The following is a 22759-nucleotide window of genomic DNA, read 5'->3' on the forward strand; positions in this document are numbered from 1 at the left end:
CGCGGGCCGAGATCGAGAGCGACATTGCACACGACCTACGTCTAACGACGCCGGACCATCGTCGAGTATTCCCGGCGATGATCGCGACCTGTTTTTGTCGACGTCTGCGGTGAGCAGAAATCATCGGTCGGGCATGGACCGGCGCGGGCTCAGTTCCCCGTCGCGCCAGCCGGCTCGGCGTCGCCGTCCGCGGGCCCGCCCGTGGGGGAGACCGGCTCCGTGACCGGCGTCGCGACGCCGAGCGTCACGCCCTGCCCGGCCATGAACGGCTCCGGGTCCACGGCCTCGCCGTTCATCCGCACCTCGTAGTGCAGGTGGCAGCCCGACGACGTCCCGGCGCCCGCCGGGTCGATGCGCGAGTCGCCGCCCATGGACGCGATCTGCTGCCCGGCCTGCACGGTCTGACCCACGCGCACGAGGTTGGTGCCGGTGAGCAGGTGCCCGTAGGTCGAGTCGAGGCCCATGCCGTGCTCGATCCGGATCGTGTTGCCGGTGCCCCAGCCGGTCGCGCCGGAGATCACCACGCGCCCCGCCGCGGCCGCGTAGACCTGCGTGCCGCACGACGCCGCGATGTCCTGGCCCAGGTGGTACGTCGACGCGCCCGCGATGCCGGTGTTGCGGGGGCCGAACCCGGAGGCCTTGGTCCCGACCGCCGGGTTGGCCCAGCCGCCGATGCCCACGGCAGCCTGCCCGATCGAGCCGCTCATGCACGGCGCGGCAGCCGAGGAACCCTGGATGGACTGCGAGAGCGCCTCGAGGTCCTGCGGGTCGGCACCGCTGACCAGCTGCATGACCTCCAGCGCCTGGTCCCAGTACTTCTGGTAGTGGTACGGGTCGGCGTTCCGCTGCGCCTTGTGGGCCGCGATGGTCGGCTCGAGCGTCTCCCAGCCGGTGACGGCGAGCAGGCGGTCGTAGAACCGGCCCGACGACTGCACCGGGTCGAGCCGCTCCTCGACGGTGCCGTACCACTTCTGCTCCTGGAACATGCCGATCGAGGAGGTCAGCGAGCCGTCCGGGTTGCGCACCCCGAACCGGTCGTCGCCGTAGTTCAGGTTGCGCATGCCGGACTCGCCCAGCGCCGTCATCACCGTGATGGCCTGCGCGCGGGCCGGCACCCCGCGCTCCTCGCCGACCTGGAGGATCACGGCCGCGTTCTGCAGCTGCTCGGCCGTGAAGCCGCCGGCGGCCTCCACCTGTCCGGCGGGCACCACCGACGCCGACATGCTGCAGCCGTTCTGCGACTGGTTCTCGCTGACCGCGCCGCCCACGAGCACGACCATCGCGATCACCGCAGCCGGCACCGCCAGGACGGCGGCGGCCAGGACGGCCAGCACGAGCACGGCACGCCGCGTCGCGTCGTCCTTCTTCCTGCCGTTGCCCGGTCGCGAGGTCCGGACCGCCTGCGACACGGCCCGCGTCGCGAGCCCGACGGTGTCCCGCCCGCTCACGACCCCTCCGGCGGCCTGATCTGCTCGGCCAGCCAGGGCGCCGCGCCGTCGACCCGGGTCAGCAGCACCGTGTAGGCGCCGATGTCCGTGGGCACGGCCACCTCGGCGAGGAGCGTGGACGTCTCGTCGGTGACCTCCGGCTCGCCGGTCACCTCGGTGACCGGCACGAGGCGCGGGTCGACGTCCTGGTAGACCGGCTGCGCCTGCGGCGTCAGGAGCGGCTTGAGGCCGTCCCACCAGGCGTCCCCAGCCTGGTCCTTCGCCGCGAACGCGGTCATGGTCGCCAGGGCGGCGTCGCGCGCGGCCTGCCGGACGGCCTGGTCCCACGTGGCCTCGACCGGCTTCGCGGGCGCGGCCTCGTCGAACTCCGGCTCGGCCGTCACCTCGACCGCCGGGTCGCCGGCCGCCGGGTCGTCGACCGCCTCGGTGGCGGCCGCGTCGTCGGCGTCCTCGGACGTGCCCGCGGGGTTGTCGAAGTCGTCCTGGCCGCCCGGCGTGACGACGTCGCCCACCTCCGCCGTCGGGTCGGCCGCCGGACCGCCCTCGCGTGGCCACCCGATCCAGGTCCCGATCGCGAGGACGATCACGGTCAGCACCACGATCACAGTTCGCTTCATGAGCGGCCCAGCCCTCGCATCTGACGTCGTCCGGGGTTGTGCACGATGGCGGACGGCTGCGGGCCGGCGCCCGGTGCCGCGCCGCCCTGCCGTGCCGCGTTCAGGGACTGGGCGAGCCGCGCCGCGCTCTGCGAGCGCTCGCCCCGCCGGCCCAGGCCGCGCACGGCGCCGAGCACCTGCTTGGCCTGCCCCGCCTTGCGGACCACCGTGAGCGCCTTGGACGCGCCGGCCGCCGCGGCGGACGTGCCACCGCTCGCGACCATGGCACCCGCCTGCAGCGCGATCGACGTCCCCGCGCGGCCGGCGCTGCCCAGCCGGTCGGTGAGCCGCTCGCCCGCGGTCGGCGGCAGGTGGGGCGACGGCTCGTTCGACACCTTCTCGCCGGCGTTCGTCGCGTCGGGCACCTGGTCCCCGGCCGTCCGTCCGCCGTCGGGCGAACCGTCCTGGACGGTCCGGGCCGCCGTGGTCCAGGCGCTTCCGCCGGACCCGTTGCCCGGGCCGCCGTCCGGTCCGCTGTCGGAGCCCGCGGCGTCGACGGGGATCGGGACGGTCCGGTTGTCGTCGGACATCGCCCGCCCCGCCGCGACACCCGCCGCCGCACCGGCGGCCGCGCCGCCGACCGTTCCGGCACCGGGAGTGCCGTCCATGGCGGACGGCCCCGCGGCCGGGGCATCGCCGCCGTCGACCTCCACGGCGTTGCTGTTCGGCTGCACGGGGGCCGGGCCCAGCCCGACGCCCGCCCAGGACTTGGCCTTGTTGTACCGGTCGCGCCACTTCGCCGTGCCGTCCCACGGCATCGCGGCGGGCTCGCCGATCTGCGAGGGCACGCCGGCGGCCGCGAGCTTGTCGGCCAGGGCCCGCAGGCCCTGCCGCACGCTCGCGCCCATGAGCACGTAGAAGACGGCGCCCGCCACGACCAGCGTGTTGAAGAGGTACAGCCGCACGAGGAACGGTAGCCCGCTCGTCGCGTCGTAGAAGCCGAGCAGCATCTTCATCCACGCGACCAGGAACATCGTGGCCATCGCGACGAGGATGCAGCCGAAGCCCACGCTCGCGAACGTGCGGAAGAGCTGGGCGCGCGTGCCGCTGGAGATGACGCCGACGGGCAGCTGCCAGAGCAGCTTGATCGCCGACCAGCCCAGCAGCAGCACCGCGAAGATGGTGCCGCCCACGATCACCACGGACAGCAGCAGGAACACGAACCCGGTGGTGAGCAGGCTCAGCGTGGAGACGACCGTGCCGGCGTCGACCGTGGACGACGCCTCCTTGTAGGCCGCGTCGCACCCGCCGATCTCGTCGACGGCGTTCTCCCGGCCCACGTTCTGCGTGTAGGTGTCCTCGCAGCCCGTGCCGTCGATCACCGACCCGTAGTTGATGATCTGGTGCGGCGCGCGCAGCAGCGTGTCCACGAGCTGGCCCTTGAGGCCGTCCCGGATCACCGTCGCGTCGCGTTGGAAGGACGCCCCCTCGGTGGCGAAGCCGGTCGCGATGTCCATGCCGGCGTCCCGCGACTGCACGATGACGCCGTCCTGCCCGCCGACCACGGCCATCGGGTCCGCGAGGAACCCGGTGGCCAGGGCGGCGATGACGCAGCCGATGATCAGCTCCATGAACCCGCCCGCGTAGCGGCCCTTGAGCAGCCACCACCCGACCACGAACGCCAGGATGATCAGCATCAGGTTCAGCAGGCCGACCTGCGCGATCATGCCCTTGACGATGACGCTGAGCCCGGCGAGCGGCGCCAGGATGTAGCCGAGCCAGTCCATCCCGAGCACCCAGTCGAGCACCCAGATCTGCACGGCCACCATGTCGCGGTACCAGACCCAGAACATGCCAGCGAGGGTTGAGAAGATCTCGGAGTCGACGTTGAGCGGGTTCCACGGCGAGCCCGTGTCCCACTGCAGCGTGAACCGGTTGTAGTCCACGCCCTGCGTGTCCTCGAGGTTCAGCCCACCCTGCGGGTCGGCGAACGCGAGGGGCGCCAGCCGGATCATGCCCCGATCACCGCACCGGAGGAGCTGGTCGGCGTCGTCTTGACCGTCTGGGCGCGCTTCTCGACGAGCGGCGCCATGACCTTCGCCCGGCCGTACCGGGCCTGGAAGTCGCGGATGAGGCACTCGCCCCGGCGCTCCTCGACCACGCCGACGGCGGAGTCCGTCACCGGGGCGGTGCCCTCGGTGACCAGCTTGACCAGGCCCTCGTCCACCGGGGCGTCGGTCGGCAGGCCGTGCAACCAGCGCAGGCCTCTGCGGGCCAGGTTGGAGTCGCGGTGGCGCAGCAGCACGCGGAACGGGATCAGACCGCGCACCACCTCGTTGCCGAAGTCCTCCTCGGCGTCGTGGCTACCGAGCAGGAGCGCGGCCTTGTGCTTACGGCCGTCACGGATGAACGTGCCGATCTCCTCGGCCGCCTCGGGCGACGACATCGTCTTGGACGCCTCGTCCGCGGCGAAGATGTCGAGCCGGGAGCGGTCCGCGAAGCAGCGGTACCGCGCCAGGGCCGCGATGAGCGCGAACGTGGCGCGGCCGAACACCTTCTCGGCCTTGAGCTCGGCGAAGAGGTGCCCGTGCTCCATGTCGGCGCGCGAGGGCAGCTGCATCTTGTGCGTGTGCAGCACGATCGCGGGGGAGGACAGGTCGAGCGGCGGCAGCGTGTCGTCGAACAGGGCGCGGCCGAAGTCGAGCTCCGAGAAGATGCGCATCTCGTCGGCCAGCATCCGGGCGCCCGGGAACTCGCACTCCTCCTCGAGGTGCCGGGCGAGCGAGCCGAGCGACGTGATCTTGTGCCGCCACATGTACTCGGTCTGCAGCACCTTGGACAGCAGCACGTTCTGCTCGGACTTGGTCTGCACGGACAGCAGCACCGTGAGGAACGCGCGGGCGACGCGGGGCGCCTGGGCGGGCGGCAGGATCCGCAGCGGGTCCATCGAGACCGTCGCGTCCTCCGAGATCTCCACGACCTGCGAGCCGGGGATCTCGGAGACGGCGATGCCCCACTCGCCCATCTCGGTGTGGTCCACCGCCATGAGCGTGGCGCCCATGTCGACGTTGTCCATGGCCACCGTCTTCATGCTCACCGACTTGCCCGAGCCCAGCTCGCCCACGAAGCCCATCGCGAGCGCCACGTCCAGCTTGTCGGTGGCGCCGGCCAGGTTCACGAACACCGGGTTCGGCCGGGCGGCCCCGTTCGAGATCTCCAGGGCGAACAGCGAGCCGGAGGTGTCGCCCAGCTCGGTCGTCGCGAACGGCACCGCCGCCGAGAAGGCGCGTGCCGTGGTGATCTGCGAGTACTCGCGCACGGCACGCGGCGTCGGCATGCCCGGCAGCGTGGCGTCGAAGAGCGTCGGCTGGATCGTCGGGTCGGTGCGCAGCGAGAACTGCATCGCGGCGAAGTACTTGGTCAGGTCGCGGGCGTCGTCGAGTGCCTGCTCCGGGGTGTGGCCCGAGACCGTGAACATGGTGGTGGCGTCGACCTCGACCTCGAGCTCGTCGGCGTCCATCACCGCCTGGTACTCGCCCAGGGCGCGCGCCGTCGTGTCCAGGGACGAGCCGGCACGCTCCTCCTCGGAGCGCTGGTCGAACTGGTCGTTGAGCGTGCGGACCGCGCGCCGGTTGCGGTTGGTCACCTCGTCGCGCGAGCGCACCGTCATGCGGATGGCCCAGTCGCACGGCACGCCGGACTCGTCGACGCGCCCGATCCACTCGCACCCGGGGTAGACGATCCCGCCCGACGGCGTGTCGCTCACCACGAGCGTCGTCTGGTACGACGCGAGCTCGGGGTTGGTCGGGTCGAGCACCTTCACGTACGGGCGCTTCAGGATCTGCAGCGGTCCGAGCTTCTTCTCGGAGTCGGTCTGCCCCGCCGGGTCGATGAGCGCGGACGGCAGCACCGAGGGACCGGACAGGTGCATCTCGGCGTCGAGCGAACCGTCCACCGGCACCGCGGTGTCGAGCCCGAGGCCACGCTGCATCGCGTGGCCGAACATCCACGCCATCTCGGCCACCGACGCCGGCTGGGGGTCGAACGCCGAGGGCATCTCCTTGCGCAGCGCCTCCGCCTGGGCGGCGCGCTCGCCGATCGCGTGCCGGCCGGGCACGGACCGCGGCATCATCAGGGTGTCCTGGAGCGTGGTCCAGCTCGCCTGCAGCGGCTCCATGAAGGCCTTGGCGCCGGGGTTGGCCAGGGGCGCGGCGATCCAGTGGACGCGGCGCCCGATCGGGATCTGCTCCAGGAAGTCGAGGGTGGCCTCGCACTCGGCGGCCCAGGCCTCGCGCTCGGTCAGGTCGACGCCCTCGATCATGGCGAGCACCACGGAGGCCGGGTCGGTGGCCGCCGTCAGCCCGAGGTGCAGGGACTCGCCGCGCAGCGCGCGGTACAGCGCGGTGTGGTGGCGCCGCGCCGCGTGCTTCTTGTCGTCCGGCTGGAACGCGTAGGGCACGGGGGACACGCGCCAGACCGCCCACACGGTCCCTGTGCGGGTCCACATGAGGCCGTCGGTCAGGGCCGAGATGTGGCTCAGCATGGGGGCTCAGTCCTCTCGCGGGGTGGTCGGCGGGGTGGTGGGTGGGTTCTTCTGCTGGCCGGCGAGCAGCTGCCCCACACCGGTGAGGTCGCTGTTCCTGCGGTCGGCCGCCGCGGTCGCGGCGGCTGCCGCCCAGTCCGCGGGCGAGCGTCTGCTCGGTGGCGCACCGGGCTGTTGCCCGGGTTGCGGGCCCGGCCTCGGATCGAGCCGGCGGCCCTCGAACGTCGCGTCCGCGGGTCCCCGGGCGGTCAGCTCGGGCAGGAGCTCGGTCGGCACGGGACGCACCACGGTCGGCGGGACGGCCTCGGCCGGCCGGACCACGGCCCGGACGGGCTGGGCCACCTGGGCCGGCTGGGCCTCCCGGGCGGCGGCGCCCGGCACCACGACCATGACGCGGTGCGTCATCAGGCGCGGCTTGGGCAGGGCGACCTGTCCGCCGGACAGTCGTCCCGGGCTGGAGGTCAGGTTCATCGCGTCCATGACGAACGCGACGGGGTTGCGCCCGGAGCTCGGGAGCTTCCCCGTGGCCCAGACGACACCCACGACCACCCCGACGGCCACCACGATGTTCATGAAACCGCCGAGCTGCGCCCACAGCGGGGCGGTCTTCCACAGGGCGAACGCCACCACGGCGCCCGCTCCCACCTGGGTGATGGTGTACGGCCCACCCCAGATGCGCCCGCCGCTGGGCAGCTTCCCCACGAGCATGGGGATGCGGCGGGCCTTCGTGTAGAACTTCGCGGTCTCGGTCACCGGACACCCTCCTCACCACACGCCGGGCGCGCGGACACGCCCGTCAGACCAAACCTGTGCCTTGCCCCCAGCGCCTTGCCCATGTGTCTGACCTGCCGGTACCGGCCGTCAGAGAACTGTCTGCGTGTTCACGATCGCCGGGGCGGAGTCGAACTCGTCCCTGGCGAGGTCGGAGGTGACGTTGATGCCACCGTTCACGAGCCACAGGACGATCCCGCCGACGATCGCGGACATCAGGATCGCCGCGATCGACATCTTGGTCTTCACCGCGGTGATGACGACCATGAGGATGACGACCACGAAGGTCACGGACTCGATTGCGCTCTTGACCTCCTCGGACTTCACGGTGATGAGGTCGAGGAAGCCGTCGGCCATAACGATCTCGCTGATCATGGTTTCTCCTTCGTTACTCCCCGGCGGTGCCGGGGTCGATCGTGCCGGATGGCGTCGTGTCGATACGGACGGCCGGCTCAACGCCGGCAACCTCCCAGCGGCCGTCCCGCGCGACGAGCGTGAGGACGTACTGGGCGGTCGTCTTGTTGCCGTCGAGCCGGGTGAGCTCGGCGGTGATGAGGGCGTGCGTGCCGTCGCCGTCGGCGGGGTCCTCCGTGACCTCGTGCGACCCCTTGATGCCCGTCACGGCCACGGCCGAGTACGGGGCGGGGGTGATCGCCGAGACGGAGGTGCCGGGCGCCAGGTAGCGCGTGATCTCGCCGTCGCCCGCGATCATCGCCGCGAGGAAGCCGGTCGCGGACTGACCCGCGGCCGACGTCGGGGAGATGGTCTCGGAGTAGTCGAGGTCCGGGGCGTCCGCCGCGGCGGCGGGTCCCGGGACGGGTGAGGGCAGCGCGAGGGCCGTGACCGCGAGGTCGGCTCCGGAGTACTTCGTGTCCGTGCGCTGCACGAGCACGGGCACCTGGAAGTAGCGGCGCACCCAGACGAGCGAGACCTCGGCCTGCTCACCCTTCGCGTCCGCGGGCGGCGGCGTCGAGCCCGGGGCGGGCTCGGCGACGTCGACGCCGACCGTCACCGACCACACGCCGTCCTCCGCCTGCTCCACCTGTGCCACCGACGAGTCGCGGATGGTCAGGCCCTCCTGGGGGAGAGTTCCGACCGGGGCGTTCGTCAGGGAGGCGATGAGCTGCTGGTCGTTGCTGTCGGCCCGCAGCCAGGTCTCCACGAGCTCGACCGCGCGCTCGGTGGCGGCGGCGGACTCCGCGGTGCTCGCCGAGCCCGCGGCCACGGCGACCGGCGCCGGCTCGGGTCGCAGCAGCGTCCACGCCAGGGCGGCGGGACCCGCGAGCAGCGCGAGCGCCAGCAGGGCGCCCCAGGCCTTGGTGGCCAGTGCGGGCCCGTTGGACCACTCGACGACCTGTGGGGGAGGGTCGCCGTCGTTCCCGCCGCCACCCGATGCCGGGGGAGCCGCGGGTCGTTCGGGTCCGCCCGCCCAGGGCGAGGCGGAACCGGGGGCGCCGTCGGTAGGGGCAGGCAGCTCGGCCGGCTTGGCGGCCTTCTTGCCCCGACGGCGCACGAGGAGCGAGCTCATCGGGTGTGCACCTCGTTCTGCAGGTCCGCGCGGATGCGCTCGCGGGCCTCGCGGGCGCTGCGCACGCGCGGGCTGTCGAGCGCCTCGGTCAGGCGGATGGTCGTGTCGTTCTCGCCGAGGGGGTCCTCGGAGAGAGATGCGATGAGGTCGCGCACGACGGGCGCCACCTCACCGCGTGCGGCATGCACCTCGGCCGTGTCGCGGAGCAGCGACCACGTGTGGTCGAAGGCCGAAGGCCCTGGGTCCGCGCTGCCGAGGTCGGTACTGCCGAGTCCGGCGCCGGGCGCCTGGTCGAGCTCGTCCTTGCTCATCTCGCCTCTCCCGTTGTTCCGTCAGTTGCGTCTGCTGAGCACAAATGGCTGGTGATGCGTTCGTGTGACATCGGTCGAGCAGCGGTTTTGCTCGACTGTGACGCAGGTCACATGGGCTCCGGACGAGCGGGCAACAGTGGCGGGCAACACCCTCCCGGTGGACTCGGGGCAGACGGAGGGGGGAACCGCCATGCCTGCACGCACACCGGCACCGGCATCAGGAACGCTGATGCGAGAGCTCGACCACGACTGGGCAGACCTGGTCCGTACGCGATCGTTCGCCACCGAGATCGATCGCTTCGTCGCACGGTTCCCCAGGCTCGCGGGACTGCGCAGGGGTGAGCCCGTGCGCCTCGCGCCCGAAGAGGCGGACGAGGTGCTGTACGCGCTCATCGTCGAGCACGCGAGCGGCAGCTTCGCCGCGGGGCGCGCGGTGCTGCAGTGCATGCTGCCCGCGGTCCGCACCATCGTGCGCAAGTCGCGCCGGCACTACCCGGACGTGCAGGACCTCGAGCAGGAGGCCGCCGCCGCGATGTGGGACGCGATCACCCACTACGACCTCGCGCGCAGCACCCGGGTCGCGATGTGGCTGCAGGGGCACACCCTGACGCGCGTCGTCGGCGACCGGGCGCCCCACGCCCGGGGCGGGCGCGCGAGCCGTGGCCCCCAGGTGGCGGAGATCCCCACCGACACGGACACGCTGACCGTCCTCGAGCGGCCGTCGACGCCCGAAGCGGGGCCCGACGCGGTCTACTCGCTCGCGAGCCTGTCGCTCGGCACCACGGGCGAGGTCCTCGACGTCATCGCCTGGGGGCTCGACAAGAGCGTCCTCACGCGGGACGAGTCAGCACTTCTGGCGCGGCTCTACGCGCCGGACCCCGATCTCCCGGAGTACGCCGAGCTCGGCTCGGGTCGCGGGAACTATCAGCGGCGGGTGGCCCACGAGCTGGGCATCTCGCACGCAGCCTTGCGCCAGCGGGCGAGTCGCGCAGTGCGACGGCTGGCGGAAGCCGTTCAGTCCGGTGGTCTGTCTGGGGGACAGCCGGGCGAACGGGACGGTGAGGGACGACGGCGGCCGACGGGCTGAGCACTGGGGGGTGCGTGATGCCCTGAAGGTCGTTCGAAGTCTCCTCATCGCGAGAGGGCCCCACCGCCAGCGGGGCCCTCTCGTTCTGTCCGGCTGCCACGTGGCACACGGGTCGTCAAGGATTTGCCGTCGATTCCCCTCGGACCGCACCGCCGCGGTGGCCCTATCTCACGGGCTGACCTGCGAAGTCAATGCCACAACTGTGGTTCTGACGTGCCAGCGAACGATTGTCTGAGGGTCACTCAATATTCAAGTCTTCTCCACAACTTTGAAGTCTCCTTGACCTAGCGAGCATCCGGAACGCTGATTAGCGTTCAACCTGCCGGGTCCGGCCGTCTGCATGAGGATTACCTGCGGTGACACACCTGTGACACCGCAGGAGGCCTTCGACAGCACGGCGGGAGCACGGTGGAGACAGGCGCAGGCATGGGATCCTCTTCGGGTTCCGCTCCGGGAAGATCCCTGGCGGACTCTGTCGACGGGCTCGGAGGAGACGGCACGGTGAGCAGTGGCACGAAGGTCGCGAACCAGGACCAGCAGGCCCGGTCTGCGACGAGACCCCAGCGACCCGCACCACCCGGGCCGCTCAAACCCACGCGCGCCCGACGCCGGCCCGCCCTCATCGCGCTCGGCCTCGCGCTCGTGGCGCTCAGCGTGCTCGCCAGCGTCTACGTGACCAGCTCACAGGGCAAGACGGTCGAGGCGCTCGCCGTCAACAAAGAGATCTCGCGCGGAACGGAGATCGCGCCATCCGATATCGCTGTCGTCGAGCTGCCCTCCGGGCTGAGCCTGATCTCGTCGATCCCAGCCGACCAGCTCGAGCAGATCAAGGGCATGGTGGCGGCGACCGATCTCAAGGAAGGGCAGCTCCTTGCGTCCGACAGCGTCGTCCCGGAGCTCGCGCCTCCGTCCGGTCAGTCCATCGTCGGCGTCGCCCTCGCGCCCAACCAGATGCCGACCAGTGCGCTGCAGGCCGGCGACGCCGTCCGCGTCGTCGAGACTCCGGCCGTGGGCGGCGAACCGCCCGCCGAAGCGCCGTTCTCGATCGCCGCGACGGTGGTAAGGGTCGACGGCGGTGGTGCACTCGGCGACCAGATCGTCGTCGACGTGCAGGTCGCCTCCAACAACGCCGCCGCGCTCGCGGCCCGCGCCGCGACCGGCCGGGTCGCGCTCGTGATCGACGCCGTCGGGGCCGGGTGATCCGGTGGCTCTCATCGCCCTCGCCAACGCGAAGGGCTCGCCGGGCACCACGACGGCGGCCCTCGTGCTGGCGCTCCAGTGGCCCCGCCCCGTGCTGCTCGTGGAGGCCGACCTCGCCGGGTCGTCGATCCTGGCCGGGTACTTCCGCGGGCAGCTGCCGCACGACCGCGGCCTGCAGCCCCTCGCCATCGCGCACTCCCACGGCGATCTCGAGGCCGCGTTCTGGGAGCAGACCATTCCCCTCGTTCGAAACGATCCGGACAAGAAGCTGCTGCCCGGCATCGTCAGCCCGCACACCGCCCCCGCCGTCGCGAACCTCTGGGGGCCGCTGGCCAACCAGCTCGTCGCGCTGGAGCGCGGCGGCATCGACGTGCTCGTCGACCTCGGCCGGCTCGGCACCGGCGGCGCCGTCCGCGAGGACCGCGAGCCGATCGTCCGCCTGGCCGACCAGGTGCTGATCACCACGGGTTCGCGCCTTCCGGACATCGCGGTGACGCGGGAGCTGGTCAAGTCCCGCACCTCCGTCGTCGACGCCGCGGCGCGCGAGCTCACCAACCTCACCGCGCTGACCGTCGGGCCGGGCCGGCCCTACGACGCGAACGAGATCGCGCGCACGCTCGGTCTCGGCACCGTGGGCTCGCTGGCCTGGGACCCGGTCAACGCCGAGGTGCTGTCGGTGGGCTCGCCCGCCGGACGGCGCTACTCGACGTCGCCGCTGGTCCGGTCCGCCGGGCCCGTGATCTCCCGCCTGCAGGACCGCACGGAGAAGCGGCGGGCCCGGTTCTCCACCGGGCCGAGCGAGGTAGGCCGGGGCACCGGTCCGCGCCGTCCGCCCGAGCAGTCGGGTGCCGGCGCCCGCTCCACGTCGTGGAGCGGGCAGGGCGCCGGACCCTGGCGGGGTGACGCGTGAGCACACCCGAGTTCCCGGACCTCTCCTCCCTGCCGATCTTCCACGAAGCGGACGACCGGGCCCCGGCCCTCCCGCGTCGTGCTCCAGACACCGATGCGGAGACCATGACGGGCCGACGCCCTGCCGCCGTGCAGAACACCTGGAACCCGCCAGCCGCGGAGCCGGGCAACGGGCAGGCCCGCACCGTCGAGCCCGACCGGGCGGCGCCCGCACGTCCCGGGGGCGGTGCGCCGCCGTCGTCGGGCGGCGGGGCCTCGCCCTGGGTCGGGGCGGTGGCCCGCGCCGGCCGGGAGTACCACGGCCAGCCCGGCAACCCGCGCCTGCGGGACTCCGAGTTCTGGCGCCAGGTGAACAGCCTGCGTGGCGAGGTGTCCTCGCGGCTCACCAACGCGCTGTCCACGCGCGAGCTGGACGAGGAGCAGCGCGAGGCCCTGGGCCAGGAGCTGATCCAGCAGGTGGTGCGTGACCACAACGACGCCCTGCTCTCGGGCGGTCAGCGCAACTGGACCACCGAGTACCAGGTCGAGGTGACGCGGGCCCTGTTCGACGCGCTGTTCCGGCTCGGCCGGCTGCAGCCGCTCATCGACACCCCCGACGTGGAGAACATCGAGATCACGGGTACCGCGCCCGTGCTCCTGCTGATGGGCGACGGCCGCCGGACGTACGCCGAGCCGATCGCCGACTCCGACGCCGAGCTCATCGACTTCCTGCAGTTCCTCGCGGCGCGTGACCCGGCGAACGAGCGGTCGTTCACGCGGGCCAACCCGTTTCTCAACCTGGACCTGCCCGGGCGCGTGCGGCTGGCCGCCGTCGGCTGGGTGGTCCCGTGGCCGCGCGTCACCATCCGCCTGCAGCGCCTGCAGTCGGTGGACCTCGAGCTGCTGCGCGAGAACGACACCGTCGACACGGTGCTGGTCGAGTTCCTGACGGCCGCGATCCGCGCGCGCAAGTCGATAGTGGTGTCCGGCCAGGGCCAGGGCAGCGGCAAGACGACGCTGCTCCGCGCGCTCTGCGCCGGGCTGGACCCCTGGGAGTCCATCGCCACGATCGAGACGGACTACGAGCTCTACCTGCACCTCGAGCCCGAGAAGCACAAGCGCGTGGTCGCGCTGCGCACCCGTGAGGGCTCGGGCGAGATGAACACGTCGGGCCGCCGGACGGGCGAGATCAACACGAACGTCAACGTCTACGAGTCCCTGCGGCACAACATCTCCCGCGTCATCGTCGGTGAGGTGCGCGGGCCCGAGATCGTGTCCATGTTCCAGGCGATGCAGATGGGCAACGGCTCGCTGTCGACGGTGCACGCCGACGGCGCGCGCGACGTCGTCGAACGTCTGGTCGGTATGGCCGTGCAGGACTCGACGCTGTCCGAGACCTACGCGTACCGGCAGGTCGCGCAGTCGATCGACCTCATCGTCTTCCTCCGGGTCGACACCGGGGGCGACGGACGGCGCGTGCGCTACGTCTCCGAGGTCATCGAGGTGACGCGCGGCGAGGCGGGCAACCCGGTGGCGATCACCGACGTGTTCGAGCCGGGGCCGGGCGGTCGCGCGGTGCCCAAGGTGACGCCGTCGTTCCTCGCCGACCTGGAGAACGAGGGCTTCGACGCCAACCTGCTGAACTACCGCGACGGCCTGTGGGGCACCGCATGACCACGCTCATCGCGGTAGCCATCGGGCTCGGGGTCGGGCTCGGCGTGTGGTTCGTCGTCGTCGGCGCGCAGAAGTACGAGCCGACGCCGAAGCCCAAGCGCACCACCCCGCCGTTCCACGGGCTGCTCCGGCTGCTCGGCCTGACCAAGGGTGGGCCGCTGTACCCGCAGCGCAAGATCCTCGGCGTCGGCGCGGTGGCGGGCCTCGTGGTCGGCATCCTGACTGGCTGGTGGTCGCTCGTGCTCATCGTGCCGGTGCTGATCGTGGGGCTGCCGTCCCTGTTCCGCACCACCACCCAGTCCAACGAGGTGGAGAAGCTGACCGACCTGACCGCCTGGGTGCGCTCGCTCATCGGCGTGCTGTCCGGCGGCGCCGTCGGGCTGGAGCAGGGCATCGCCGCGACGCTGCACAGCGCCGCGCCGTCCGTGCGGCCGTCGCTCGCGCGGCTGGTCGCGCGGCTGGAGGCGCGGCAGCCCATCAAGCCCGCGCTGTACCGCTGGGCGGAGGAGATGGACGACTACTCGGCGGACATGATCGCGTCGGCCATGATCCTGGAGTCGGACAACCGTACGGGCGCCGTGGCGCCCGCCCTGCGGCAGCTCGCGGAGTCGCTGTCGGCCCAGGCCAAGGCGCGGCGCGAGATCGAGACCGAGCGGTCGACCGGCCGCGCGACCGTGCGCTGGGTGACCATCGTGACGCTCGTGGTCCTGGTGGCCACGGCGATGTCCGGGTACCTGAGCGGCTACGACTCGCCCCTGGGGCAGGTCGTCGCCGTGGTGCTGTTCTGCGCGTACGTGGTCTGCCTGCTGTGGATGCGCCGCATCAGCCTGGGGCAGCCCATCCCGCGGTTCCTCCCCGACGAGCGGGGGGCCTGACATGTGGCCCTGGGCAGTCGCCAGCGGTCTGGTCGCGGGACTGGGCCTGTTCCTCGTGGTGCGGGAGCTGCTCCCGTCGACGCCGCGGCTCCAGTCCGCGCTCGACCGGCTGAGCGGTGACGACAAGGTCGAGCCCATCACGGTCTCCGACGGCACCGAGCTCACCGCGACCAAGCGGTACACGCAGGTGTTCGGGGCGTGGGCGCAGCGGCGCCTGCCGCTGTCCCTGCTGGGCCGGGGCGGGCCGACCCGCGCCGACCTGGACCTGATCGGCAAGACCGCCACGGACCACTACGGCGAGAAGGCGCTCGGCACGGTCATCGTGCTGGTGGCCGTGCCGTTCCTCGGGCTGTGCGTCGGGCTGCTCAACCTGGGCATGCCGGTGGGGGTCCCGTTCGGCGCGGCCCTGCTGTTCGCCGTCGGTGCCTGGTTCCTGCCGGACCTCGACGCGCGGTCCAAGGCCAAGCGGGCCCGGCAGGAGTTCACGCGGGCCGTGTCGACCTACCTGGAGCTGCTCGCGATCGAGCGGGTGTCCGGCGCGGGCGCCACGCAGGCGACCTTCGCCGCGGCGCAGGTCGCCGGGTCGTGGCCGTTCCGGCGGATCGCCGCGGCGCTCGAGCGGAGCCGGTGGGAGGGGCAGGCGCCGTGGGTGGCGCTGCGCGAGCTCGGTGAGGAGGTCGAGGTGGACGCGCTGGGCGAGGTCGCCTCGATCGTCGAGCTGGCGGGCACCCAGGGCTCGGCGATCCACGACCAGCTGCAGTCCAAGGCGGCGGCGATGCGCGACGCGCAGCTCGACGTCGAGCAGCAGATCGCGCACGACGCGACGGTCCGGATGACCGTGCCCGGCACCATGACCGTATTTGTGTACTTTTTGATGCTCATCTTCCCAATCGGGGTCACTATGTTTCAGACTGCTCCCTGAATCGGCTCGCCCCCGGTGCCGCCGAGGTGTCACACGAGCCGCGTCTTACCCATTTGTTGAAGTCGACATCACCCCAGGAGTCAACATGAACCAGCACCTGAGCCACGGCCGGACCGCGGCGGCGCGCGTCGCCGCGCGGGCGTCGCTGCGCGCGGCCGCTGCGCGCGGTCGCGTCGACGCCCTGAACGCGCGATTCGCCGATCGTTCGGCAGAGCTGCGCCGTCGGCTCGCCGACCGTGCGGGCGAGCCGGACGATGCCGGGCTGGAGTCCATCGAGGTCGTCGTGCTGTCCGTGGTGGGCCTCGGCATCGCCATCGCCCTCGGCGCCGCGATCAAGGGCCTCGTCGACCGCTACATGTCGCAGCTCTAGGGATGTAGTCCATGAATGAGCGCGGTGCCGCCTCGTTGCAGACCGTCCTTACCTACCCGATCGTGCTGATGCTGATCTTCGGGATGGTGCAGGGCGTGCTCTACTTCCACGCGCAGAACACGGCACAGTCCGTGGCCAACGGGGCCGTGCAGGCCGCGCGCGTGGAGGGCGGCAGCATCGACTCCGGCTACGCGGAGGCGGCCTCGCGGCTGGCCCGCGGGGGTGACGCGTTCGCCTCGGTACGGGTCTCGGTGACGCGCGGTGAGGAGATGGCCACCGCGACGGTGACCGGGTTGGCACCGTCGATCGTCCCGGGGTTCCGTGGGTTGCGGGTGGAGCAGTCGGCGACCGGTCCGGTGGAGCGGTTCACGGCACCGGTGGCGGGACCGTGAGCGCCGCCGACGAGCGCGGCAACGTGGCGATCAACACGGCCGTCATCTTTCCCGTGCTGCTCCTGATCGGGCTGCTGCTCATCATGGCCGGCCGGCTGGTGCTGGCCGAGGGCGTGGTGCAGTCGGCGGCGAACGAGGCCGCGCGGGCGGCGTCGATCAGCCGCACGGCGAGCATGGCCGGGATACAGGCGACGTCGACGGCGACCTCCACGCTGGTGAACTCCGGCGTGCGGTGCTCGTCGACGTCGGTGCGGCCGGCCACGGACGCGTTCGCACTGCCGCTCGGGACCGTCGGCACCATCACGGTGCGGGTCGAGTGCGTGGTGCCGCTGCGGGATCTCGGGCTGCCGGGCGCGCCCGGATCGCGGACGATCAGTGCGACGGGGACGTCGGTGCTCGACGCCTACCGGGGGCGGTCATGACCAAGGGGGCTGGGCGGATGTGGTTGCGGCGTGGGCGGACGGCGGCGACGCCGGGGGGAGCGCGAGCGGCGCGCCAGCGGGGCGAGGTGAACATCCTCGCGGCCGGCATGGTGCCGGCCCTCATCATCGCGATCGGCCTGGTGGTCGACGGCGGCGGGCGGCTGCACGCCGAGGACGAGGCCGAGTACGCCGCTGACCAGGCGGCGCGGGCCGCCGCACAGCAGATCCGGATCGACCGCGCGCAGCTGGGACTACCCCCCGAGGTGGATCCCGCGCGCGCGACACAGGCTGCCGCCGACACGCTCGGCGCGCTGGGAGTGCAGGGCGGGGTGACCGCCGTCAACGGCGCCACCGTCAGCGTGGGCACTCAGGTCACCTACAAGACGACGTTCCTGACGTTGATCGGAATCAGCTCGCTCAGCGTCTCGGCCGATGCCGAGGCACGGGCGGTCCGCGGTATAGGACAGGAGGAATCCTGATGAGCACCTCGACAGCCCAGGGTCGTGCGGTGACCGGTGAGCCCGGCGCACCGCGGCGGGGCACCGGCGCGCGCGTGGTGAGGGGGCTGGGCGCGACGCTGCTGTTGCTGGCGCTCGTCGTCGGGATCCCGGTGGGCCTGTGGCTGCTCGGCGGACCCGTCTGGACCGGTCCGGTCAGCCTCGACCGCGTGGTCTCGCTGCTCAGCAGCCCCGACGTCACCGGGTCGGTGCTGATCGGCCTGATCAAGATCATCGGCTGGATCGCGTGGCTGACGTTCGCGATCGCCGTCGTCATCGAGGTGGTCGCCGCGCTGCGCGGACGCCGCTCGCCGCACGTGCGCGGGCTCGGCGCCCAGCAGCGTGCCGCAGCGGTGCTGGTCGGCGCCGTGATCACGATGCTGGTCGCGGCCCCCTCGGTGTCGCCCGCGATGGCCGCGCCCGTGCCGGTCGAGCTGACCGAGACCGGGACCGTGGCGACCGCGCCGGTCTCGTCGGAGGCGGCCTCGCTCGGTGGTGCGTCCACCGATGCCGCCACCGGAGCGGCCGAGCGGAGGGCGGCGGCCGACGAGGCGCCGGCCCCCACGTACACCGTGCAGCCCGGCGACTCCCTGTGGCGGATCGCCGAGCAGACCCTGGGCGACGGCGCCCGGTTCAAGCAGATCGCCGACCTGAACTACGGCGTGCCGCAGGCCGACGGCAGCGCGCTCGACGCCGGCAACTGGATCGAGCCCGGCTGGGTGCTGCGCCTGCCCGCGGAGGCGGCGGACGGCGGCGTCGTCCCGACCAGCACGAACGGGACCGACGGCGACGAGCCGGTGGGCCTCGGCACCTCGAAGGGCGACGACGACCCGGGCGAGACCGTGGACGTGACCAACTCCCGGTCGGAGGCCGCCGAGGTCGTCGTGGAGTCGGGCGACACCCTGTGGGGGATCGCCGAGGAGGAGCTCGGCGACGGCACCAAGTACCCGGAGGTGTTCGAGGCGTCGCGCACCACGGAACAGCCGGGGGGCGCGCGGCTCACCGACCCCGACCTCATTCTCCCGGGCTGGACCGTGACCGTGCCGGGCGCGGAGTCGGCGCGAGGCGAGGACGCGAAGGACGAGGGCGCGAAGGACGAGGGAGCGCGGGGCGACGGCGCCGCGCAGACAACGCCGGGTGGTGCCGACGAGTCGACGTCCGAGGGTGAGTCCGCGGACGCAGGCGCGGAGCAGGACGGCGGAGCCGCGGCGGAAGCCGAGCAGCCGGGTGATGCGGAGGCGGGGGCCGAGTCCGGGGCCGGGCAGTCGGACGAGGCTGGTGGTTCTGACGCTGCCACGCCGGAGGCCGAGGGCGACGGCGCCGCGGCCGACGGGGGCGCTGCCGAGAGTGGTGCTGCGGAGGCGGCAGGGGCCGCGCGGATCGGCCAGCGCGGACCGGCCAAGGAGCCCGCACCGGAGCCGGCGGCGCCGTCGGCCGAGGTGACGCCCGAGGGCGCCGTCGAGCCCGAGGAGGTCGAGGAGCCCGGCGGGGCGGGGAACGACGTCGTCGAGGAGCAGGCGCCGACCGACGAGCAGCCCGCGGGCGAGCAGCCGGCCCGGGAGCAGCCGGCCGGGCAGGCCCCGGCCGGCGACGAGCCGAACCGTGCGGGGCAGAACGCAGCCCCGCGGGAGAACACCGACCGGGAAGGCGCTGGTCGTGACGGTGCTGGTCGCGAGGATGCGGACAAGCCGGACCCGGCCGACGCCGCGACCGGAACCGCCGGGATCGGTCGTCCGGGCGGCGGTTCAGATGCCGGCTCCGGGTCCGGCTCCGGCGACAGGGAGCCGAAGCCGGAGCAGACCGCCGAGGGAAACCTCGTCCCGGAGCCCGCGCCCGCACCGCAGGAGCCGACCGGGCCCCAGTACGACGAGGTCACGCCCGAGGACCTCCAGAACGACCCCGACCTGGAGCAGGACCAGTCGGCACCGCGGGGTTCCGCGCTCGAGGAGACGGTGCCCGGCAGCGGGCTGATCGCCGACGAGCTCATGCCGCAGGAGCGGACCGAGGGGCAGGACGACGAGAAGTCGGCTGACGAGAAGCCTGCCGGCGAGAAGCCTGCCGGCGAGAAGCCGAAGGGCGAGGAGCCGGCCGCCGAGGAGACGTCGTCCGGGAGCGGCACGACCTGGGGCAGCGATCCGGCGTCCGACGATGCCGTGACGGGCAACGGTCTGGAGGGCGTGATCGAGGAGCCCGCCCAGCTCGTCCCCGAGACCGAGGTCGAGCCGACGTCCGTGGGCGGCGCGGGTGCTGCCGGTGGCGCCGTTGGAGCCGGCGTGGACGACGTGCGGCCCGAGGAGATCGCCGGCGACGAGCCGGTCGTGGAGCAGACCGCTCCCGAGGTCGCCGTCGAGTCGTCCCCGCCCGTGGCGGCGTCCGCCGAGGCACCGTCGCCGCCCGAGGCCGGCTCAGGTGCCGGTGCCGCGGAGCGTGCCACGGCGGAGTCGGGGTCCGAGGCGATGGCGTCCGGGCCGACCGCGACGGCCACCGTGGCGGCCGGCGGCGGGTCGCTCCTGGACTCGGCGACCGACGTCGTGTCCGACCTGGCCGACGACATCGAGGAGTCCGTTGGCGTCCGCACCGCGGCCGGCGTCGGCGGGCTGCTCGCCGCGGGCCTGCTCGCGCTGGTCGCAGTCAAGCGGCGCCGGGCACGCAAGGGCCGCGAGCCGGGGGAGACCGTCGTCGTGCCCGGCCCCGAGACCCCGGCCGGTGTGCTCGAGCGCGACCTGCACGCCGTCGAGGACCCGTTCGGGCGCGACCAGGTCGACCGCGCGCTGCGCAGCCTCGCGGTGTGGCACCGCGAACGCGGCCTGCCGCTGCCGGGCGTCCGCATCGCGCGCCTGAAGAGCAACGAGTTCGTCGAGCTGTACCTCGACCGCGCCTCCGAGCTGCCCGAACCCTGGGCCAGCACCACCGACCGGTTCATCTGGCAGCTCGCGGCGGGCGACGCCGAAGCGGCCGCGCAGGTCGGGTCGGCGCGTCCCGCCGGTACCGAGGACGGCGAGGCGCCGTACCCGGCCCTCGTCACCGTCGGCCACGACGACGAGGACGCGCACCTCATGCTCGACCTCGAGAACCTCGCGTGCCTCGACATCCGTGGCACCGACGCGGCCGCCCAGGCCACGCTCGCGGCGCTCGCCGTCGAGCTGGCCACGAGCCTGTGGGCGGACGACCTGCAGGTCACCGTCGTGGGGACGCTCGGCGAGCTGCCCGGCGTGGTCGACACGGGCCGCGTTCGGCACGTCGCGGGCCTCGCGGAGATCCTGCGCGAGCTCGAGGCGCGCGCAGCCGACGTCGACCGTACGCTTGCGCAGGTCGGAGCCGCTTCCGTGGCAGAAGCGCGGGGTCGTGGGCTGGCGACCGATGCCTGGACGCCCGAGATCCTGCTGGTCGGCGAGCGGCTCGGCCTCACCGACCGTGCCCGGCTGGAGACCCTCGTCGAGCGGGTGCCCGGCGTCGGCATCGCCGCGGTGACGTCCAGCGCGGAGGTGGGGGACTGGGTGCTGGACCTGACCGGCGACCTCACCAACGGCGACACCACCCGCGGCATCCTCATGCCAGCCTACATCGCGGTGCGTCCGCAGCAGCTCGACGCCGCGACCTACGCGCAGGCCCTGGCCCTCCTGGCCGAACCCGAGACCGCACCCGGCCCCGACTGGAGCCGTTCGATCGACCGCACCGAACCGACGCTCGAGGAGATACCTGTGGAAGCTGTCCGCGCTGGTGCCGCGGATTCCGACGTGACCGTCGGCGAGGCGGCAAGCCTCGCTCCGGCGCCGAACTACGCCGTGGGCACGGTGGGCGGCACGACGACGCACGGCGCGCAGCCCGAGAGCTTCTCGCCGTGGGCGCGGGCCGCGGTCAGCGTGGCGACGCCGCCGCTGGGGACGCCCGTCGTCGGCGGGCCCGCTTCCGGGTCTGCCGAACCGGCACCGGCCGAGGAGCCCGCCGTCGTCGAGCCGCCGATCGTGCGCGTGCTGGGCGACGTGGAGCTCGCCGGGACCACGGGCGTGGAGCTGCCCTCCACGCACCAGCGGCAGGCCACGGAGCTGATCGCTTTCCTGGCGTTCAACCCGGGCTCGCGCGGTTCGGACATCTCCAAGGCGCTGTGGCCATCGCGTGAGCCGAACCTGGCGACGCGGCGCTCCGCGGTCTCGCGGGCCCGGCGCTGGCTGGGCACCGACGAGAACGGCTTCGAGTACCTGCCCCGCTACTGGTCCGCCGACGACGGCGGCCAGGCGGACCTCGAGTCGGCCGGGTACCGCCTGCGCGGTGTGGCCACCGACTGGCACAAGTTCTGCGACCTGGTCGGCTCGGACCTCACGCAGACGCCGACGTCGGACCTGCTCGCCGCGCTCGACATGGTGCGGGGCAAGCCGTTCGAGGGTGTGCCGCTGCGCAAGTACGCGTGGGCCGAGCAGCTCATGCACACGATCTCGTCGGGCGTGGTGGACGTGTCCCACGAGGTCGCGCGCCGTGCGCTTCTGGCGGGCGACGTGGCGACGGCGCGGCACGCGTCCCAGGTGGGACGGCTCGCCGACCCGGTGGACGAGCGGTCGTGGCGCAACGGGATCCGCGCGGAGATCGCCTCCGGGCGGCGTGACGCGGTCGGCCGGCTGGTGGACCGGCTGCGCGATCACCTGGAGCAGCTCGCCATGGACCCCGAGCCGGACACCGAGGAGCTGCTGGCCCAGGTGGACGAGCAGGACCGGCGCCGGGAGCGCGCCGGAGGCTGAGGCTGTCGGGGGCACGTGGCTGCGGACGGTTTCTACTGTCCGCAGCCACATGCGCTCAGTCGAACCCACCCGGTCCCGGGATGGGCGCCAGGTCGATCGCGAGGCTCTTGGCGTCCTCGCCGGTGAGCTGTGCCAGCAGGGTGCGGATGGCGGCCTCCGCGTCGTCCAGGAGCACCGCGTGCACGACGGCGCCCGGGACGCCGACCGCGCGCAGGGTCCAGCGGCGCTCGCCGCGATATGCGACCACCGTGTAGCTGTTCACGCCGGTCTCGCCGGACGCCGCGCCGCCGGGCGCTTCTGCTGAGGTGTCATGACCACAAGCCTGTAGAGGAACATGATAATCCGCTACTTGAGCACCATCTCAACTACGTTATGACGCCGTTGCGGGTCGAAAAATCGCCTATCGCACTGTATTTCGGTGCTGACTGCGGAGTTTGTCCTCAAAGTTATCCACAGGGCCCACTTTCCGGATCGTGAGCGCCCGGCTAGCGTCTTTCTCGGC

At 72.7% G+C, this 22759-nt stretch carries 20 protein-coding genes; 11 read left to right on the top strand and 9 right to left on the bottom strand.

Annotated elements, in window-relative coordinates; all coding sequences use genetic code 11:
- Positions 1-149: 149 nt before the first annotated feature.
- The 8 genes from H291_RS31310 to H291_RS0122880 form a co-directional block, all read right to left on the bottom strand.
- Positions 150-1448, bottom strand: coding sequence for a M23 family metallopeptidase (locus H291_RS31310; RefSeq protein ID WP_020017350.1), 1299 nt, complete (start codon positions 1446-1448; stop codon positions 150-152).
- Positions 1445-2065, bottom strand: a complete 621-nt coding sequence (locus tag H291_RS32885; RefSeq protein ID WP_157237271.1) for a hypothetical protein — start codon at positions 2063-2065, stop codon at positions 1445-1447. Before H291_RS32885 ends, H291_RS31310 begins: the two co-directional genes overlap by 4 nt.
- Complete coding sequence (locus H291_RS0122855; RefSeq protein ID WP_020665187.1) at positions 2062-4059, bottom strand: hypothetical protein; 1998 nt, start codon at positions 4057-4059, stop codon at positions 2062-2064. Before H291_RS0122855 ends, H291_RS32885 begins: the two co-directional genes overlap by 4 nt.
- Positions 4056-6587, bottom strand: coding sequence for an ATP-binding protein (locus H291_RS0122860; protein WP_020017352.1), 2532 nt, complete (start codon positions 6585-6587; stop codon positions 4056-4058). The genes H291_RS0122855 and H291_RS0122860 overlap by 4 nt, the downstream gene beginning before the upstream one ends.
- A 6-nt stretch (positions 6588-6593) precedes the next feature.
- Entirely contained in the window at positions 6594-7340 is a 747-nt protein-coding gene (locus H291_RS32890; RefSeq protein ID WP_020017353.1) for a hypothetical protein, read from the bottom strand.
- A 108-nt stretch (positions 7341-7448) separates the two neighbouring features.
- Entirely contained in the window at positions 7449-7733 is a 285-nt protein-coding gene (locus H291_RS0122870) for a hypothetical protein (RefSeq protein ID WP_020017354.1), read from the bottom strand.
- 13 nt (positions 7734-7746) lie between these two features.
- A complete protein-coding gene (locus tag H291_RS32895) occupies positions 7747-8886 on the bottom strand; it encodes a conjugal transfer protein (protein WP_020017355.1) in 1140 nt (379 codons plus the stop codon).
- Positions 8883-9197 (bottom strand): hypothetical protein, encoded by a 315-nt coding sequence (locus tag H291_RS0122880; protein ID WP_020017356.1) that lies wholly within the window; start codon positions 9195-9197, stop codon positions 8883-8885. The genes H291_RS32895 and H291_RS0122880 overlap by 4 nt, the downstream gene beginning before the upstream one ends.
- Positions 9198-9426: 229 nt before the next feature.
- Here H291_RS0122880 and H291_RS0122885 point away from each other — a divergent pair, with 229 nt between their 5' ends.
- The 11 genes from H291_RS0122885 to H291_RS32900 all read left to right on the top strand — a co-directional run bounded on the left by H291_RS0122885 (position 9427) and on the right by H291_RS32900 (position 22257).
- A complete protein-coding gene (locus H291_RS0122885; protein ID WP_020017357.1) occupies positions 9427-10284 on the top strand; it encodes a sigma factor in 858 nt (285 codons plus the stop codon).
- A 642-nt stretch (positions 10285-10926) separates the two neighbouring features.
- The gene (locus H291_RS31330) at positions 10927-11484 is read left to right on the top strand and encodes an SAF domain-containing protein (protein WP_198012573.1); all 558 of its coding nucleotides are present in this window, start codon (positions 10927-10929) and stop codon (positions 11482-11484) included.
- A 4-nt stretch (positions 11485-11488) separates the two neighbouring features.
- On the top strand, positions 11489-12394 hold the full coding sequence (locus tag H291_RS31335) for a hypothetical protein (protein ID WP_020017359.1): 906 nt from the start codon (positions 11489-11491) through the stop codon (positions 12392-12394).
- Entirely contained in the window at positions 12391-14046 is a 1656-nt protein-coding gene (locus H291_RS31340; RefSeq protein WP_020017360.1) for a CpaF family protein, read from the top strand. Before H291_RS31335 ends, H291_RS31340 begins: the two co-directional genes overlap by 4 nt.
- Positions 14043-14921, top strand: a complete 879-nt coding sequence (locus tag H291_RS0122905; RefSeq protein ID WP_026366035.1) for a type II secretion system F family protein — start codon at positions 14043-14045, stop codon at positions 14919-14921. The genes H291_RS31340 and H291_RS0122905 overlap by 4 nt, the downstream gene beginning before the upstream one ends.
- Before the next feature lies 1 nt (position 14922).
- Positions 14923-15843, top strand: a complete 921-nt coding sequence (locus H291_RS0122910) for a hypothetical protein (protein WP_020017362.1) — start codon at positions 14923-14925, stop codon at positions 15841-15843.
- A gap of 85 nt (positions 15844-15928) precedes the next feature.
- Positions 15929-16213, top strand: coding sequence for a hypothetical protein (locus H291_RS0122915; RefSeq protein WP_020017363.1), 285 nt, complete (start codon positions 15929-15931; stop codon positions 16211-16213).
- An 11-nt stretch (positions 16214-16224) separates the two neighbouring features.
- Complete coding sequence (locus tag H291_RS0122920; RefSeq protein ID WP_026366036.1) at positions 16225-16605, top strand: TadE family protein; 381 nt, start codon at positions 16225-16227, stop codon at positions 16603-16605.
- A complete protein-coding gene (locus H291_RS0122925) occupies positions 16602-17027 on the top strand; it encodes a TadE/TadG family type IV pilus assembly protein (RefSeq protein ID WP_020017365.1) in 426 nt (141 codons plus the stop codon). Before H291_RS0122920 ends, H291_RS0122925 begins: the two co-directional genes overlap by 4 nt.
- A gap of 86 nt (positions 17028-17113) precedes the next feature.
- Positions 17114-17506: a pilus assembly protein TadG-related protein gene (locus H291_RS0122930; RefSeq protein WP_026366037.1), complete on the top strand. Its 393-nt coding sequence runs from the start codon at positions 17114-17116 to the stop codon at positions 17504-17506.
- Positions 17506-22257, top strand: a complete 4752-nt coding sequence (locus H291_RS32900; protein ID WP_020017367.1) for a LysM peptidoglycan-binding domain-containing protein — start codon at positions 17506-17508, stop codon at positions 22255-22257. The genes H291_RS0122930 and H291_RS32900 overlap by 1 nt, the downstream gene beginning before the upstream one ends.
- Before the next feature lie 55 nt (positions 22258-22312).
- Here the strand turns inward: H291_RS32900 and H291_RS0122940 are convergent, their stop codons facing one another.
- Complete coding sequence (locus tag H291_RS0122940) at positions 22313-22519, bottom strand: hypothetical protein (protein ID WP_020017368.1); 207 nt, start codon at positions 22517-22519, stop codon at positions 22313-22315.
- Between the last annotated feature and the right edge of the window lie 240 nt (positions 22520-22759).

It is taken from the genome of Promicromonospora sukumoe 327MFSha3.1, from assembly GCF_000385135.1.
GTDB lineage: Bacteria > Actinomycetota > Actinomycetes > Actinomycetales > Cellulomonadaceae > Promicromonospora > Promicromonospora sukumoe_B.

What these genes read in the sequence shown, in the direction of transcription:
- H291_RS0122855 (WP_020665187.1), bottom strand. Translation starts at nt 4,059, where the DNA reads ATGATCCGGCTGGCGCCCCTCGCGTTCGCCGACCCGCAGGGTGGGCTG.
- H291_RS0122880 (WP_020017356.1), bottom strand. Translation starts at nt 9,197, where the DNA reads ATGAGCAAGGACGAGCTCGACCAGGCGCCCGGCGCCGGACTCGGCAGT.
- H291_RS32900 (WP_020017367.1), top strand. Translation starts at nt 17,506, where the DNA reads ATGAGCACCTCGACAGCCCAGGGTCGTGCGGTGACCGGTGAGCCCGGC.
- H291_RS0122870 (WP_020017354.1), bottom strand. Translation starts at nt 7,733, where the DNA reads ATGATCAGCGAGATCGTTATGGCCGACGGCTTCCTCGACCTCATCACC.
- H291_RS0122910 (WP_020017362.1), top strand. Translation starts at nt 14,923, where the DNA reads ATGTGGCCCTGGGCAGTCGCCAGCGGTCTGGTCGCGGGACTGGGCCTG.
- H291_RS0122920 (WP_026366036.1), top strand. Translation starts at nt 16,225, where the DNA reads ATGAATGAGCGCGGTGCCGCCTCGTTGCAGACCGTCCTTACCTACCCG.
- H291_RS32895 (WP_020017355.1), bottom strand. Translation starts at nt 8,886, where the DNA reads ATGAGCTCGCTCCTCGTGCGCCGTCGGGGCAAGAAGGCCGCCAAGCCG.
- H291_RS32885 (WP_157237271.1), bottom strand. Translation starts at nt 2,065, where the DNA reads ATGAAGCGAACTGTGATCGTGGTGCTGACCGTGATCGTCCTCGCGATC.
- H291_RS0122915 (WP_020017363.1), top strand. Translation starts at nt 15,929, where the DNA reads ATGAACCAGCACCTGAGCCACGGCCGGACCGCGGCGGCGCGCGTCGCC.
- H291_RS0122905 (WP_026366035.1), top strand. Translation starts at nt 14,043, where the DNA reads ATGACCACGCTCATCGCGGTAGCCATCGGGCTCGGGGTCGGGCTCGGC.
- H291_RS0122860 (WP_020017352.1), bottom strand. Translation starts at nt 6,587, where the DNA reads ATGCTGAGCCACATCTCGGCCCTGACCGACGGCCTCATGTGGACCCGC.
- H291_RS0122885 (WP_020017357.1), top strand. Translation starts at nt 9,427, where the DNA reads ATGCGAGAGCTCGACCACGACTGGGCAGACCTGGTCCGTACGCGATCG.